This is a genomic window from Umezawaea sp., from assembly GCF_036375055.1.
In the GTDB taxonomy this organism is placed as follows: Bacteria; Actinomycetota; Actinomycetes; order Mycobacteriales; family Pseudonocardiaceae; genus Umezawaea.
The window spans coordinates 62,191-77,098 of the sequence record NZ_DASUSQ010000114.1; the positions used below are offsets into that span (position 1 = coordinate 62,191).

The window sequence follows — 14,908 nt, forward strand, 5'->3', positions numbered from 1 at the left end:
GAATTGATTCCCACCACGCAATGCGGAGCTGACATGACCACGCTTGAGAATCCGGCTATGCCCGCCGTCCACGAGTGCACCGTGAGCGGCTGCTCCTACAACCACGACGGCTGCCACGCCTTCGCCATCACCGTGCGCGGCGAGAACGGCGCGGCCGACTGCGGCACCTTCATCCCGCTGAGCACCAAGGGAGGCCTGGACAAGGTCGTCGCGAAGGTGGGCGCGTGCTCGCGCACCGACTGCGTCCACAACGCGTCCCTGGAGTGCACCGCGCAGAGCGTCCGCATCGGCCAGGGCGAGGGCGACCACGTGGCCAACTGCCTGACCTACACCAGGGCCTGATCGGCGCTCGCCCCACCGGCGACGCATTGATCGAACGTTCCGCGAAGTGCGTCCGGGTACCGGTGCGGGAATGCGGTGCCAATTCCGAGTTCACCGGAACGGGTGGATCATCACCACCACTTCCGACGGGTTGTCCCGTCCGCGATCACCCCGGTGAGATCGGTGTCGGTGAAGTCGGTGTCGGTGTCGGTGTCGGAGAAGTCGAAGTCGGCGTCGGTGAGATCGGTGCGGGTGAGCACCGCGGCTGCCGAGACGCCCGCCCTCGGCGCCGGACCCGGTTCCCACCAGAGCACCACCTGGTCTGGCGGGCGTGCTCACCAGCGCTCGGACACCCGGCCCTCGCCCCCGGTGACGGCGATGGGCCCGGTGACGGCGATGGGCCCGGCCGGTCCGGGTCGTTCGTCCCTCGTCCGTGCTCCCCGTGGGCACCACGATCGAAGGACCACGGACGAGGAGCTGATCACCATGAGCACGGCGCAGCGGATCATCGTCGGCATCGACGGCTCGCCCGCGAGCACGGCGGCCCTGAGGTGGGCGGTCCGGCAGGCCAGGAACTCCGGGAGTCCGGTGCTGGCGGTGTCGGTGCGCGGGATCGACGTCAAACCGCCGTCCAGCACGCCGCTGCCGGTCACCGAGCCCCTCGGGGCCGACCCGTCCCGCGAGCAGCACGCGCTCGCCCTCCGGACGGCGGTCGAGGAGCTGGGTCAGGACGCGGAGGGGGTCGTGATCGACCAGCTCGTCCCGACCGGCGAGCCCGCGAAGGTGCTGGCGGAGCTGTCCGAGGGCGCCGAGGGGCTGGTGCTGGGCGGCCACGGCTACCGGAGGTCGGGCCTGACGGTGATCGGCTCGGTGGCGGCGCACTGCCTGCGCCACGCCCGCTGCCCGGTCACCGTGGTGCCGCTCGCGTCGGTGCGCGCCGACGGGACCGCGGTGCCGGACCCCGCACGGGAATCCCGCTGAGAGCGGGTGGCTCACCGCCGTGCGCGGCAGAGTCCTTGGACTCTGTTCCCCCGTGGTCGACGGAGGCACCGTCACCACCAACGGAGTACCGTGCGCCGGGCCGATCGCGTGACGGTGGGGCCCGGCTTCGCTCTTGGAGGTGGTGGGGGTGCCCACGAGGATCTTCCTGGTGGACGACCACGAGATCGTCCGCAGGGGTGTGGCGGAGCTGCTCGGGGAGGAGGGGGACCTCGACGTCATCGGCGAGGCGTCGTCGGTGTCCGAGGCGCTCGCCAGGGTTCCGGCCAGCGGCGCGGACGTCGCGGTGCTCGACATCCGGCTCCCGGACGGCAACGGCATCGAGCTGTGCCGCGACCTGCGGTCCGAACTGCCCGACCTGAAGGTGCTGATGCTGACCTCGTTCGCCGACGACGAGGCGCTCTTCGACGCGATCATGGCCGGGGCGTCGGGTTTCGTGCTCAAGCAGATCCTCGGCGGCGACCTCGTGCACGCCGTGCGCACGGTCGGCGGGGGCCAGTCGCTGCTCGACGCGAAGACGACGTCGGCGCTGCTGAACCGGATCCGCCGCGAGCGCGACAACGGCGACCCGCTGCGGACGTTGACCGAGCAGGAGCGCACGGTGCTCGACCTCATCGGCGAGGGCCTGACCAACCGGCAGATCGCCGACCGCATGTTCCTGGCGGAGAAGACCATCAAGAACTACGTGTCGCACCTGCTCGCCAAGCTGGGGATGCAGCGCCGGACCCAGGCCGCGATCCTCGCCAGCCAGCTCCGGAAACCGGGTCAGGGCACCACCGAGGCCTGAACACGGCCCCCTGGCCCGCGAGGACGCGGTGTACGTCCCTGCCGTCCGAGGACTTTCGACGGTGTGCCGGGAAGCCCGGACGAACGACAGTGGGAGGGGTCAGGTCAACTTCCCGGTTCGACGAGGTGAGAAGCGATGGGCGCGGTGGTGCCGACGTTGGGTCTGGCCGAGGACGACGTCAGCGGCGTGCTCGAAGCGGCGTCGTTGGCCCCCTCCCTCCACAACAGCCAGCCGTGGCGGTTCGCGCTGCACCCGGACCGGGTCGAGCTGCACTTCGACCCCGGCGAGCAGCTGCTCGCGACCGACCCCGAGAGCCGTGAACTGCGGCTGTCCTGCGGTGCCGCGCTGCTGAACACGCGGCTCGCCCTCCAGGGCCTCGGCATCCGACCGCTGGTCACGCTGCTGCCCGGCCAGGGCGCGGGCGGCGCGCTCGCGGTCGTCCGGCGCGGCGGGCGGTTCACCGCCACCGAGGAGTCCTGTTCGCTGCTCAGGGCCGTGGCGCACCGCAGGACCAACCGGCACCCGTTCTTCGACGACCCGGTGCCCGCGCGGCACCGGCAGCTCCTGGTGCGGGCGGCGGAGCAGGAGCGGTCGTGGCTGCACGCCGTGACCACCCGCGAGGAGAAGGTGCGGCTGCGGGACCTCGTGCAGCTCGCGCACCGCGACCAGCTCGCCGATCCGGGTGTGCAGGCGGAACTGCGGGAGTGGACGGGAGACCGGGCCGACCGGGGGCACGGGGTGCCGTCGACCTCGGCCGGGCCGACTCCCGCGCCGCAGGACGAGTGGGCGTTGCGGGACTTCGCCCCCGGCGCGTCGGCGGCCCGGTCGTCGGGCAAGGACTACGAGCCCGATCCGCTCGTCGTCGTGCTCTGCTCGTTCTACGACGGGCCCCTCGCCGAACTCCAGGCGGGCCAGGCCCTCCAGCGCGTGCTGCTGGTGGCGACCACGCTCGGCCTGTCCGCCTCGTTCCTGTCGCAGGTGGTGGAGGTCCGGCGGGCGCGCGACAGCCTGCGCCGCGTGCTGGGCGGCTCCCTGTTCCCGCAGACGGTGCTGCGGATCGGCTTCGGGTCCCCCGTGCCGCCGACACCGCGCCTGCCGGTGCGGGAGCTGGTCCTGTCGTCGTGCGGCGTCGACACGGGACCCTGACCGATCATGTCCTCTGTGGACGGTACTGCTGGGGGGCGGGACCTCGGGGCACGGCGGCAGGACCTTCGACTCTCGGCCCGGCCGTTCCCGCGCACGAAGCTGGACCAGGAACCGCACTCCGCGGTGTGAGGAGCTGAACGATGCGAGCAGAAGACGTCATGTCCAGTCCCGTGGTCACGGTCCGGCCCGACACCCCCGTCAAGGCCGCCATCGGTCTGATGACCTCGCACGGCTTCACCGCGCTGCCCGTGGTCGACGCCGACGACCGGCTGGTCGGCATCGTCACCGAGGCCGACCTGGTGCGCGACCGCGTCATCCCGGACGCCCGCACCCTGGTGTGGCGGGAGGACAGGGCCCCGGTGGTCGAGCCGCCGCCCGACGCGGTCGGCGAGGTCATGACCAGCCCGGCGACGGCGGTCCGCCGCAGCGCCGACATCGCCGAGGTGGCGACGGTGATGCTGGACGGCCACATCCGCTGCACCCCCGTCGTCGACCGCGGGAAGCTGGTCGGTGTCGTGAGCCGCCGGGACCTGCTGCGCACGCTGGCCCGCGACGACCGCGCGATCGTCGCCGACGTCCGGCACGTGCTGGCCAAGTACGGCGGGCACGGCCGCTGGGCGGTGTCCGTCGCCGACGGGGTCGTGACGGTCGTGGACGAGTTCGACGACGCCGAGGACCGGCACGTCGCGAGCGTGCTGGCCCGCAGCGTCCCCGGTGTCCAGGCCGTCACGGTGACGTCGAGGCTCGACGAGAGGGTCTGACGGGCCTACCGCTCGTCGCAGCCCAGTTCGCCGTGCACGTCCACCACACCGGGCAGGAGGCGGACCGACGCGAGGGCGCGGTCCACCTGACCGCGCCGCTCCAGCCACCCGGAGAGCCGCACCCTCCCCTCCCGGACCGACACGACGACCAGGTCGGGGTCGACGCCGACGTCCTCGCGCAGCACCCGGCGCACGTCGGCCCGGATGTCGTCGTCCTCGCGCAGGTAGTCCCGGAGCAGGTCGCGGCGCGCGAGCACACCGACCAGCACGCCGTCGTGGTCGACGACGAACAGCCGCCGCACGGTCGACTGGGCCAGCAGGGCGATGGCCTCGCTCACCGGCGCGTCGGGGGCGATGACGATCGCGGGTGTGGTCATGACGTGGCTCGCGGTGGCGCCGAAGGCCTTGCGCCACCGCGCCAGCCCGCCGCCGGTCGTCGGGGCGGGGACGCTGCCTCCCCGGTACTCGCGGTTGGCGAGCAGGTCGGCCTCCGACACGACACCGGCGACCGCACCGCCGTCCAGGACCGGGACGGCGCTGATGCCGTGCTCCACCAGCAGCGCCGTCACCTCCCTGACGGGCGTGTGCAGCTCCACGGTGACGACCGGACTGGTCATCACCGACGCCACGCTGGGTTCGCGCACGGTCTCCTCCTCCCGGTCACACCGCCGACCCGGCGGTCTCGACGTCCTCCCGCGCCCGCACCACGAGGACCGACGACCTCGACACCCGGCCGGGGTTGACGACGGGGGTCCGCATCACCCGCTCCAGGTCCGGTCACGAACCTCCGGCAGATCCTCACCGGTGCGGCGGATGTGGTTGTGGTGCGCGGTGTGCCTGTCCCGCAAGTGCTGCCGCAGGTGCCCGATCCGACCCGCCACCCTCGGCACCCGCTCCAGCGCCGCGAGCGCGAGGGTGCAGCGGTCGACCTCGTCGAGCACGCACATGTCGAACGGCGTCGTCGCGGTGCCGTTCTCGTGGAAACCGTGCACGTGCATCCGGTCGTGACCGGGCCTGCGGTAGGTCAGCCGGTGGATCAGCCACGGGTACCCGTGGTAGGCACAGATCACCGGCGCGGTGCCGGTGAAGACCTCCTGGTAGTCCCTGTCGGAGATCCCGTGCGGGTGCAGCCCGGACGCGACACCCGAGGAAGTCGTCCGCACCCTGGAGCGCATGTACGTCAGCGCCCTGGCGAGCACGGGGGCCGCGGTCGGGGCCACCGCGGCCGCACCCGCCGTCGGCACCGGGATCGCGCTGGCGCTGTCGGCGGGCGAGTTCTTCTCCTCGCTCGAACTGAGCACCCTGTTCGTGCTCTCGGTCGCCGAGGTCCACGGGGTCCAGCTCGACGAGATCGAACGGCGCCGGACGCTCGTCATGGGGATCCTGCTCGGCGAGTCCGGCTCCAAGACCATCGGCGAGGTCGCTGAGCGCACCGGCCGGCACCGGGCCCGCCAGCTCGTCAGCCAGGTGCCCGCGACGACCCTGAAGCAGACCAACGGTGTCCTGGGCAAGAATTTCATCACCAAGTACGGCACGAAGCAGGGGATCATCGTGCTCGGCCGAGTGGTCCCGTTCGGCATCGGCGCGGTGATCGGTGGCGGCGCCAACGCCACCGTCGCCACCCTCGCCGTCCGGGCCACCCGGCGCGCGTTCGGCCCGGCACCGCGGTCCTGGCCCGAGACGTCGTCGGAGCCCGCGCCGGAAACACCGCCGGGAGTCGTTCAGGGGATCGTGCTGGAGTCGAACCCCGAACCGAGACCGCCGACCCGCTGAGCACCGGGTCGGCGGACGTGCTGGGTTCAGGCGACGCCACGACGCCTCCGCTCCAGCGCGCGTTCCCGCCACTTGTCCAGCTCCACCAGGACGTACCCGACGACGCTCGCCGCCACCACCACACCCCAGTCCCACCAACCGAGGGGGCTCGTGTGGAACAGCGCGTTCATCGCGGGCAGGTAGGTGAACAGCAGTTGCAGCACGGCGGTCAGCGCGATCCCGCCCAGCAGCCAGGGGCTGCGGCTGAGTGGCACTCCGGGCCGGAGCTTCGTCAGCGACCGGCAGTTGAGCAGGTACGCGATCTGCACGGCCACGAAGACGTCGACCGCGACCGTGCGGGCCACCTCCAGCGGCGCGCCCGTCGCCAGCCACCAGTGGAACGCGCCGAACGAGGCACCGAGCAGGATCACGGAGACGAACAGGGTCCGCCGCACGAGCATCCCGGTGAGCAGGGGCAACGACGGCGGGAGGGGCGGTCTGCGCATCACGTCCGGCTCGCGCGGCTCGAACGCCAGCGTGAGACCCAGCGCGACCGCGGTGGTCATGTTGATCCACAGGATCTGCACCGGCAGGATCGGCAGCGCGGTGCCCGCCAGGATCGCGGCGAGGATCACCAGGCCCTCGGCCATGTTCGTGGGCAGGGTCCAGATGATGAACTTGCGCAGGTTGTCGAAGACCGAGCGGCCCTCCTCGACGGCCGCCCTGATGGACGAGAAGTTGTCGTCTGCCAGCACCATGTCCGCGGCCTGCTTCGCCACCTCCGTCCCACCGCGGCCCATCGCGACGCCGATGTCCGCGCGCCGCAGCGCGGGGGCGTCGTTGACGCCGTCGCCGGTCATGGCGACCACGTGCCCCCGCTCCTGGAACTCCGTGACGAGCCGCAGCTTCTCCTCCGGCGTCACCCTGGCGTGGACGCCGTCCTCGGGGATGTCGAAGGTCCGCGCGATGGCGCGCGCCGTCACCGGGTGGTCGCCGGTGATCATGCGGACGTCGACGCCCGCGGAGCGGCAGGCCCGGACGGCCTCGATCGCCTCGGGACGCGGCGGGTCGTGCATGGCCTGGAGGCCGAGCAGGTGGACCCGGCCGCGGAGGTTGTCCTCCGTCAGCTCGGTCCCTGCGGGCAGCCGGGCCGACCCCACGGCCAGGACGCGCAAGCCCGCCGAGGCGAGGTCGTCGGCCGCACCGTGCTCGCCGGGGTGCCCGGTCAGGTCGAGGACGCGTTCGACCGCACCCTTGAGGTACACCACGCCGCCCTCGTGGGAGGTGGCCATGTACTGGCGCTCGGAGGTGAACGGCAGCGCGTCGAGCCGGGCGGGGACGTCGGCCGCGGTCAGCCCGGCCTTGCGCGCGGACACGACGAGCGCGGCCTCGGTGGGGTCGCCGACCGCCGTCCAGGTCCCGTGCTCCCGCACGATCCGCGCGTCGTTGCACGCCAGGCCCGCGAGCAGGCACTCGCGCAGCGCGGGCGTCACGGTGTCCGAGAACGCCCCGTCCGGGTCGTAGCCGACACCGCTGACGTCGTAGGCCTTCCCGGCGACCACGACGGTGCGCACGGTCATCGCGTTGGCGGTCAGGGTGCCGGTCTTGTCGGTGCAGATCATCGTGGTGCTGCCCAGCGTCTCCACGGCGGGCAGCCGCCGGATGATCGCGTTGCGGCGGGCCATGCGGGCGACGCCGATCGCGAGCGTGACGGTGACCGCGGCGGGCAGGCCCTCCGGGATCGCGCCGACGGCCAGCGCCACGGCGGCGGTGACCATCTCGCTCAGCGGTTCGCCGCGCACCAGGCCGATCACCACGCTGACCGCGGCCAGCCCGAGGACGACCACCGTCAGCAGCTTGGCGAACCGGTCGAGCTTGCGGGTCAACGGGGTCCGCACGGTCGAGGTGCTGCCGACGAGCCGGTGCACCCGGCCGATCTCGGTGTCCGGCCCGGTGGCGACGACGACTCCGCGCGCGGTGCCCGCCGTGACCAGGGTGCTGGAGTAGGCCATGTTGACGCGGTCGGCCAGTGCGGTGTCCGACGGCAGCGCGACCGGGTCCTTCGCCACGGCCTGCGACTCGCCGGTGAGCGCCGACTCGTCGACCGCGAGTTCCCCGGCGCGCACGAGCCTGAGGTCGGCGGGCACCTGGTCGCCGGGTTCGAGCGCCACGAGGTCGCCGGGCACGAGGTCGTCGGAGGAGATCCGGGTCGCCTCGCCGCCGCGCACGACGGTGGCCTCGGTGCGGACCATGGCCACCAGCGCGTCGAGCGCGCGTTCGGCCCGGAGTTCCTGCACGAACCCGATCAGGGCGTTGACGACCACGACGGCGAACACGACCGAGGCGTCCACGGTCTCCCCGAGCGCCGCGGTCAGCACGGCCGCCCCGAGCAGGACGTAGATCAGCGGGTTGGTGACCTGGGCGAGGAGTTGGCGCGCCCACCCCCGACCTCGGGGCGGGGGCAGGGTGTTGGGTCCCAGTTCGGCCAGCCTGCGCCGGGCTTCCTCCGGTGGCAGACCGGTGTCCGCGTCGGTCTCGGCGAGCAGGACGACCTCGTGGACCGGCATCCCGTGGTGGACGGCGGTGTCGACGCGTTCCCCGGTGGCGAGTGGCACGGTCATCCCCGTCCGCTCGGGCGCAGGCCGCGCAGGAACGGGTCGACCGGCGAGGCGGGTACGACGCGCACGCGCGCGTCCACGACCTGGCAGCGGTCGCCGGTGGCGATCACCGGGTTGAGGTCCAGCTCGGCGACCTCCGGCACGAGTTCGGCCAGTCTCGCCACCCGCAGCAGGACCTCGCGCACCGGGGCCTCCGCCACGGTCTCGAACACGCCCCCCGCGGCCCGGAACCCGTGCAGCAGGTCGTCCGCGTCGGCGGCCGTCAGCGGGGCGAGCGCGGCGGCGCGGTCGTCGACGAGGTCGGTGTCGACACCGCCGAGCCCGGTCACCACCAGCGGCCCGAACTGCTGGTCGTTGACCACGCCCACCAGCAGTTCCCGGCCGGGGTCGGCCATCGGCTGGACGAACGCGCCGCGCAGCCGGTCACCGAAGAGCGACCGGAACCGGCTGAACGCGTCCGCGGCGGCGTCCGGGGTGTCCAGGTCGAGCACGACACCGCCTCCCTTGCTCTTGTGCAGCAGGTCCACGGCGATGGCCTTGAGCACGACGGGACAGCCGAACCCGCGCTGCGCCGCCGCCGTCGCCTCGGCCGTGGTCGTCACGATCCCGCCCAGCACCGGCAGCCCGAACGCGGCCAGCAGTTCGACGACCCGGTCCGGGTCCAGCCACCCGCCCCGCGGTTCGGCGGCCAGGTGGTCGGCCACGAGGGCGCGGGCCCTGCCGACGTCGATCCCGTCCACGTCGTCCCGCCGCTCCGGACGCGCCAGCCACTCCGCGCGTTCGGCGAGCGCCGCCAGCACGGCGGCGGCCTGCGCCGGGTCGCCGTAGCCCGGCACCGGCCCGGACCCGACCGCCCGCACCCGCCCCGCGTCGACGGCGAGGACGGGCTTGCCCGCCACCGGGTGGACCCCGCCGGACGGGTCGCCGAGAGCGGTGGGGACGGTGACGGCGATGACGGCGTCCACCGCGGGGTCCGCCGCCACCACGTTCAGGCAGCGGGCGAACGTCCGCTCGTTCACGACGGCGGTGGTGTCGACCGGGTTGTGGGCGCTGGCCGTGGTGGGCAGCAGCGCCCGCAGCGCGTTCACGGTCGTGGTCGACAGCTCGGCCACGTCGAGGCCTCCCCGCACGCACGCGTCGGCCGCCAGCACCCCCAGCCCGCCCGCGTTGCTCAGCACGGCGACGGCACGACCGGCGGGCAGCGGTTGGGTGTGCAGCGCGGCGAGCACGTCCACCAGCTCGGAGACCCCGTCCACCGCGGTGATCCCGGCCTGCCGGAACAGGGCGTCACGGGTGATCGCCGGCGTGGCCGTCGCGGCGGTGTGCGACGCCGCCGCGCGCTGCCCCGCCTCCGAGGAGGCCGACCGGATGGCCAGCACCGGCTTGCGCCGGGCGACCCGACGGGCCAGCCGGGAGAACTTGCGCGGGTTGCCGAACGACTCCAGGTACAGCACGACGGCACGCGTGCGCTCGTCGCGCTCCCACCACAGCAGCAGGTCGTTGCCGCTCACGTCGTACTTGTCACCCGTGGACACCAGGTTGGAGGTGCCGAGGCCGAGGGCGCGCAGCCGCTCCACCACGGCGATGGCGATCCCGCCGGACTGGGTCACCACACCGACGCCACCGGCGGTGGTGCGGGTGCGGGCGAACGTGGCGTCCAGGCTGACACCGGGCTCCCCGGTGGAGACGCCGAGGCAGTTCGGGCCGACGACGCGCATCCCGTGCTCGCGGACCGCGTCCGCGAGGCCCCGCGCCAGCTCCGGGTGCTCGGTGACCCCGGCGGTGATGACCACCAGCGCCTTCACACCCCGCCGTCCGCACTGCTCGGCGACCGCGGGCACCTGGTCCGCGGGCACGCACAGCACAGCCAGCTCCGGCACGTCCGGCACCTCCGCGACCGACGGGTAGCAGGTGACCCCGACGATCGAGGACGCGTGCGGGTTCACCGCGTGCAGCTCGCCGGTGAAGCCTCCGGCGACGAGGTTGCGCAGCACGGCGTTGCCGACGCTCGTCTCCTTGCGACCGGCGCCGACCACGACGACCGAGGTCGGTTCGAGCACCGCGCGCAGGCTGTTCACGTCGGCGGTCAGCTCGCGGTCCGCGACCGCGTCGAGGTAGGACTCCACCGGTTCCAGCCCGAGGTCGACGTGCACCACGTCCCCGTCGGCGGTCACCGTCCACACCAGACCCATGTCCGTGAAGACCCGCAGCATCCGGGAGTTGATGGTCATCACGTCCGCGACGAAGCGCCGCACCCCGCGGCGGACGGCGAGGGAGCGGAGGCGTTCGAGCAGCAGCGTGCCGACCCCGTGCGCCTGGTCGGCGTGCGACACCACCAGCGCCACCTCGGCCTCGGACGGCTCGTCCAGGACGATGCAGCTCGCCGCGCCGAGCAGCGCACGGCCGCGGAACGCCCCGACCGTGACGTGGTCCGCGCCGTCCGGCGTGGCCATCCGGCCGACGAAGTCCTCCAGCTGCCGGGGCGAGGTCGAGAAGAACCTGAGGTAGCGGTCCTCCAGGGGCAGCGACTCGTGCAGCGCCAGCAGCGCGCCGACGTCACCCACCCCCAGCTCCCGCACCGACACCACCGTTCCGTCGGTCAGCAGGGCGCGGTCGGGTTCGAGGTTCACGGCCACGGCGAGACCTCCTGTGCGGTCCGGTCGGGCGGCGTCACAGCAGCGGGCCGGGGGTGATCGGCGCGCCGGAGCGCAGTGAGCGCTCGTGGTGCGCCACCGCGGTGGGGTCGTTGACCACCACGACCGGGCAGGACGCGTGGCGCACGCAGTGCAGGCTCACCGAACCCAGCAGTGCCGCCGCGACCGCGCCGAGCCCGCGACGGCCGACCACCAGCAGCGAGGCGTGCTCCGAGGCCTCGACGAGGGCCTGCCTCGCCTCCTCGGTGGCCGCGACGGTGCGGATCTCCACCGCCGTGGCCAGTTCCGCCACGGCGGTGTCGAGCACCTGCTGCTGCGCGGCGCGCAGTTCCTCGGGCAGCATCCCGATCATCACGTCGATCGGCACCGCGCCGACGGCCATGCCGAAGTCCCGGTGCTGCCCGGTGACCGCCTCGACCGCGCACCCGCGCCGCTCGGCCTCCTCCACCGCCCACGCCAGGGCCGCCCGGCTCGCCGGGGACCCGTCCACGCCGACCACGATCGGCCGGGAGTCGATGTCGTCCATGGTCCACTCCTCCTGCTGCTGGTTGCCACCGAGCTTCGCCGCCGGGCCCGGCGCGAGGTCAGTGGCGGCGGTCCCGCGTGGTCGGGACCTTCGACCCTTCGGCCGCCGCCGCGGGTGTCGCGGTCACGACGAGTCGCTCGTGGTGCGCACGGTCGCGGTCGAGACGCCCAGCACCCCTTCGGCCAGCGCGGTGACGACCCGCTGGACCTCGGCGTCGACGAACTCGGTGCCGATGGTCACCTCGCCGTCGCGCACGGACACCGACCAGCCGCCGGGCCCGCCGTAGACCTCCAGCCGGTGCCGCACCTCGGCGGCGATGTCGGTGTCCGTCCTGGCCAGACCGCGGACCAGGTCCCGGCGCGTGACCACGCCGACGACCCGCGAGCCGTCGACGATCGGCAGGCACCGCACGCGGTCGTCGAGCATGACCCTGGCGAGCAGCGCGGCGGGCGTCCCGACCGGCATGCCGAAGGCGGGCGAGGTCATCACCTCCTCGACGGGGGCGCCGAGCGACTCGGAGTCCGTGCCGTACCTGACGCGCAGCAGGTCCGCCTCCGCCACGATGCCGACCACGCGCTGAGCGTGGTCGACGACGGGCAGCGCGGTGAACCCGTGCGAGGCCAGCAGCGCCGCCGCCTCGCGGATCGGCACGCCGGGCGTCACGGTCACCGCCGGGCGGCTCATGATGTCCTGGGCCAGCACGGGGTTCCTCCTCCTCGTCGCTCCCCCGGCGGGCCGGTCACGCCCGCGCCCTCTCCTCGTCGTCCTCGGTGGCGACCCGCTCGATCCCCGGCGGCAGCACGACGACGGGGACGTGCGACCGCCGGACGCACGCCGAGCTGACCGAGCCGAGCACGACCTTGCGGAAGCGTTCGCCCCGGTGGCCCGCGACCACCAGCAGCGCCGCGTCGCTCGCGGCCCGCACCAGCGCGCCCGCCGGGTCGCCCTCGGCGGTGACCTGCTCGACCGGGGGCGCCGAGGGCCGTCCGGCGACGGCGGTGCGCACGGCGTCGTCGAGCGCCCTCTCGGCGTTGTCCCGCGTCTCCTGGAGGGTCGTCGGCGCCCAGTCCGACATCGGCTCGAAGCTCCACACCCGCACGGCGCGCACGGCGCACCCGCGGATCAGCGCCTCGTCGAGCGCCCACTCCAGCGCGTGCCGGGCCGCCTCGGACCCGTCCACTCCGACGACGACCGGCTTCCGCTCGTCCATCACGCCTCCCGCTCCTCCGACTCCCGCTCCTGCGGTACCAGCCTGGAACCGGACGCGGACGCGCAACAGGACCGAAGGTCCACGGCGCGGGGACCGGAATACCCTCCCCGCCACCGGGCGCGGGGAGGGTATTCGGAAGCACCCGAACCCGGCGCGGCCCAGGGGAAGAAGTCCCGTACCCGGCGGGTCGGACGACGGTGGCCGAATCCCGTTCCGCGCGATCGGATGGACGTGCGGGCGGAACCCCGCCCGCCTGGCAGGAGGAGGCGGCATGTCCACGACGAACCACGGGCACCGGGCGCCGGAGGAGCACGACCGCGGCGCCCACGTCGACCGACGTCCCCGAGGTCGCGGCGGTGGTCACGACCTCCTCGCGTGCCGAGGGGTGAGGCCATGACCGCGCGCAGGTCCGACCCGGCACGGGCGCGGGAGGCCGCTCGCGCGGCGCTCGACGAGATCGGCGCGCACCGCGCGCGGGCGCGGAAGCTCACCGTGCGGTGCTCCAGGGGCCACCACGTGGCCGCGGTGTACGCCACGTCGGCGGGTCTGGTGTACGCGTCGTGCACGAGGGCCCGCGCGCACGGGTCGCGGGACTTCGCCGACGTGCCCCGCGCCGCCGGGTCACGCCGGGACGAGCAGGTCGACCTGCTCCAGCGCGACGACCCGCTGGTGGACGACGCGCTGCCCGCCTCGTGCGAGTGCGGTCCGCGCGTGCTGTCCAGGAGCGACCTGCTCCGGGCGGTGGCCGAGCACAGGCGGCGGTTCGAGGTGACCTGACGAGCCGGGGCCGGCGCCGGACCGCTACTCCCGCATCCGCCTGCGGATCGCCCGCAGGTAGACCCCGACCGGCATCCCGGTGACCAGGCGGCCCTCCTGCGCGAACGAGGTGCGCTCGTCGAGGAAGCGCAGCGCGGGCTCCGCCGAACAGCCGCGGAACAGCGCCGCGAACGCGCGCTCCAACTGGCGGGGCTCGCGGGTGACCACGTCGAGCAGGGCGCCGTCGAACAGGCGGTGCCTCGCGCTCTCGGCTGGGAGGTCGAACGGGTGGCCGTGCTCGACCAGCGACCGCGCGACGGCGGCGCTGTCGCGCTGCACCCGCTGGTAGGAGTAGCCGGTGCTCGCCTTCACCATGCCGCCCGGCGTGCCGATGGCCAGCACGTCGCCCCGGCGGCGCGGCACCGCGCCCGCCGACAGCGGCAGCACGGCGCCCTCCTCGTGCAGCACCTCCCACTCCGCCGCGCCCAGGACGTCGGCCAGGTGCTCCGCCAGTGCGGCGCGCTGGACGTCGACACCGGGCAGCGGCCCGTGCGGGGGCGCGAAGGCCGTGTGCTCCACCAGCGCCTCGGTCGCCGAGAACGGGAGCACGTGGACGAAGGCGGCGGGCCCGGCCCGGCTCGTGCGGAAGTCGAACAGGGTGGGCGCCTCCGGGTCGAACACCGGGCGCGCGGTGCGGACGCGACGGCCGCGGAACACCAGGCGCGCGTCCACCGGCGGCGGTTCGGGCGGCCCGAGGACGCTGTCGAACACCCAGCGCGCCGCGACCTCCTCGCCGTCCACGACCACGCGCGTCCGGCCGGGCGGGCCGACGACCCGGTCGACGTGACCGCGGCGGAAGTCGAAGCGCCCCAACGGCAGCGCGAGCGCGCGGACGACCCGGTCCAGGTCGGTGCCCCGCACCACCAGGTACCGGTAGCGGCCGAGCGGGAGGGTGCGGGTCCGACCGTCCACGTGCACCCGGACGCGGTCGAACGCGCTGGACACCGCGGCGTCGAGCGGGCCCGGCCGGTCGGCCCACGAGGACCAGGCGACGGTGTCGAGCGGACGGCGGCCGTCGTCGACGACCACCACCCGCCCGTGCCACCGGGGTTCGAGGGCGAGGTGGCCCGCGAGCGCCAGCCCGCTCAGGCCACCGCCCGCGACGACCACGGTCATCCGTGCCCTGCCCGGCTCCGCGCCCCGGCCACGCGGGCTCGCGTGACGAGGAAGACCACGACGACGGCCGCGACACCGGTCAGGAGCCGGTTCACGTCGACCGCGGGGCACCAGGTCACGCTGGTCCCGGCGACGACGTAGGCGCCGACGGGCCTGCCGGTGGCGCCGAAGCCGCCGCCCTCCCCCTCCCGGCCCTTCTCGT

At 74.1% G+C, this 14,908-nt stretch carries 16 protein-coding genes and 1 pseudogene; 7 read left to right on the forward strand and 10 right to left on the reverse strand.

The genetic code is table 11. The features are described 5' to 3' along the window. The first annotated feature begins 33 nt into the window (after window positions 1-33). Window positions 34-342 (forward strand): DUF1540 domain-containing protein, encoded by a 309-nt coding sequence (locus tag VFZ92_RS29370; RefSeq protein WP_330879312.1) that lies wholly within the window; start codon window positions 34-36, stop codon window positions 340-342. Between the two features lie 110 nt (window positions 343-452). Here VFZ92_RS29370 and VFZ92_RS29375 read toward each other — a convergent pair whose 3' ends face one another. Then, entirely contained in the window at window positions 453-635 is a 183-nt protein-coding gene (locus tag VFZ92_RS29375) for a hypothetical protein (RefSeq protein WP_330879313.1), read from the reverse strand. Window positions 636-807: 172 nt separating this feature from the next. On the opposite strand from VFZ92_RS29375, the gene VFZ92_RS29380 reads away from it, so the two are divergent. From VFZ92_RS29380 to VFZ92_RS29395, 4 genes are all read left to right on the forward strand, one after another. After that, window positions 808-1,302: a universal stress protein gene (locus VFZ92_RS29380; RefSeq protein WP_330879314.1), complete on the forward strand. Its 495-nt coding sequence runs from the start codon at window positions 808-810 to the stop codon at window positions 1,300-1,302. A gap of 148 nt (window positions 1,303-1,450) precedes the next feature. Then, window positions 1,451-2,107 (forward strand): response regulator transcription factor, encoded by a 657-nt coding sequence (locus tag VFZ92_RS29385; RefSeq protein ID WP_330879315.1) that lies wholly within the window; start codon window positions 1,451-1,453, stop codon window positions 2,105-2,107. Between the two features lie 135 nt (window positions 2,108-2,242). Beyond that, window positions 2,243-3,253 (forward strand): Acg family FMN-binding oxidoreductase, encoded by a 1,011-nt coding sequence (locus VFZ92_RS29390; protein ID WP_330879316.1) that lies wholly within the window; start codon window positions 2,243-2,245, stop codon window positions 3,251-3,253. A 140-nt stretch (window positions 3,254-3,393) separates the two neighbouring features. After that, the gene (locus VFZ92_RS29395; RefSeq protein ID WP_330879317.1) at window positions 3,394-4,014 is read left to right on the forward strand and encodes a CBS domain-containing protein; all 621 of its coding nucleotides are present in this window, start codon (window positions 3,394-3,396) and stop codon (window positions 4,012-4,014) included. Between the two features lie 5 nt (window positions 4,015-4,019). On the opposite strand, the gene VFZ92_RS29400 is transcribed toward VFZ92_RS29395, so the two are convergent. Both VFZ92_RS29400 and VFZ92_RS29405 read right to left on the reverse strand, forming a co-directional pair. Next, window positions 4,020-4,658 carry a CBS domain-containing protein gene (locus VFZ92_RS29400; protein ID WP_330879318.1) on the reverse strand — a complete coding sequence of 213 codons (639 nt, stop codon included), beginning with the start codon at window positions 4,656-4,658 and terminating at the stop codon, window positions 4,020-4,022. Window positions 4,659-4,772: 114 nt separating this feature from the next. Continuing rightward, a complete protein-coding gene (locus VFZ92_RS29405) occupies window positions 4,773-5,177 on the reverse strand; it encodes a hypothetical protein (protein ID WP_330879319.1) in 405 nt (134 codons plus the stop codon). Window positions 5,178-5,187: 10 nt separating this feature from the next. Between VFZ92_RS29405 and VFZ92_RS29410 the strand changes: the two genes are divergently transcribed. Next, on the forward strand, window positions 5,188-5,787 hold the full coding sequence (locus tag VFZ92_RS29410; RefSeq protein WP_330879320.1) for a hypothetical protein: 600 nt from the start codon (window positions 5,188-5,190) through the stop codon (window positions 5,785-5,787). Between the two features lie 26 nt (window positions 5,788-5,813). Here the strand turns inward: VFZ92_RS29410 and VFZ92_RS29415 are convergent, their stop codons facing one another. The 5 genes from VFZ92_RS29415 to VFZ92_RS29435 all read right to left on the reverse strand — a co-directional run bounded on the left by VFZ92_RS29415 (window position 5,814) and on the right by VFZ92_RS29435 (window position 12,774). Further along, a complete protein-coding gene (locus tag VFZ92_RS29415) occupies window positions 5,814-8,387 on the reverse strand; it encodes an HAD-IC family P-type ATPase (protein ID WP_330879321.1) in 2,574 nt (857 codons plus the stop codon). Then, entirely contained in the window at window positions 8,384-11,020 is a 2,637-nt protein-coding gene (locus tag VFZ92_RS29420) for a GNAT family N-acetyltransferase (RefSeq protein ID WP_330879322.1), read from the reverse strand. The genes VFZ92_RS29415 and VFZ92_RS29420 overlap by 4 nt, the downstream gene beginning before the upstream one ends. Before the next feature lie 34 nt (window positions 11,021-11,054). Continuing rightward, window positions 11,055-11,564 carry a universal stress protein gene (locus VFZ92_RS29425; RefSeq protein WP_330879323.1) on the reverse strand — a complete coding sequence of 170 codons (510 nt, stop codon included), beginning with the start codon at window positions 11,562-11,564 and terminating at the stop codon, window positions 11,055-11,057. Window positions 11,565-11,687: 123 nt separating this feature from the next. Further along, complete coding sequence (locus VFZ92_RS29430; protein ID WP_330879324.1) at window positions 11,688-12,266, reverse strand: HPP family protein; 579 nt, start codon at window positions 12,264-12,266, stop codon at window positions 11,688-11,690. A 37-nt stretch (window positions 12,267-12,303) separates the two neighbouring features. After that, a complete protein-coding gene (locus VFZ92_RS29435; RefSeq protein WP_330879325.1) occupies window positions 12,304-12,774 on the reverse strand; it encodes a universal stress protein in 471 nt (156 codons plus the stop codon). Between the two features lie 393 nt (window positions 12,775-13,167). On the opposite strand from VFZ92_RS29435, the gene VFZ92_RS29440 reads away from it, so the two are divergent. After that, on the forward strand, window positions 13,168-13,551 hold the full coding sequence (locus VFZ92_RS29440; RefSeq protein ID WP_330879326.1) for a hypothetical protein: 384 nt from the start codon (window positions 13,168-13,170) through the stop codon (window positions 13,549-13,551). 24 nt (window positions 13,552-13,575) lie between these two features. Here VFZ92_RS29440 and VFZ92_RS29445 read toward each other — a convergent pair whose 3' ends face one another. Together VFZ92_RS29445 and VFZ92_RS29450 are read right to left on the reverse strand one after the other, a co-directional pair. Further along, window positions 13,576-14,706: a lycopene cyclase family protein gene (locus VFZ92_RS29445; protein ID WP_330879327.1), complete on the reverse strand. Its 1,131-nt coding sequence runs from the start codon at window positions 14,704-14,706 to the stop codon at window positions 13,576-13,578. Beyond that, a pseudogene (locus VFZ92_RS29450) lies at window positions 14,703-14,908 on the reverse strand (sporulation protein); the annotation flags it as partial. The pseudogene VFZ92_RS29450 and the gene VFZ92_RS29445, both read right to left, overlap by 4 nt.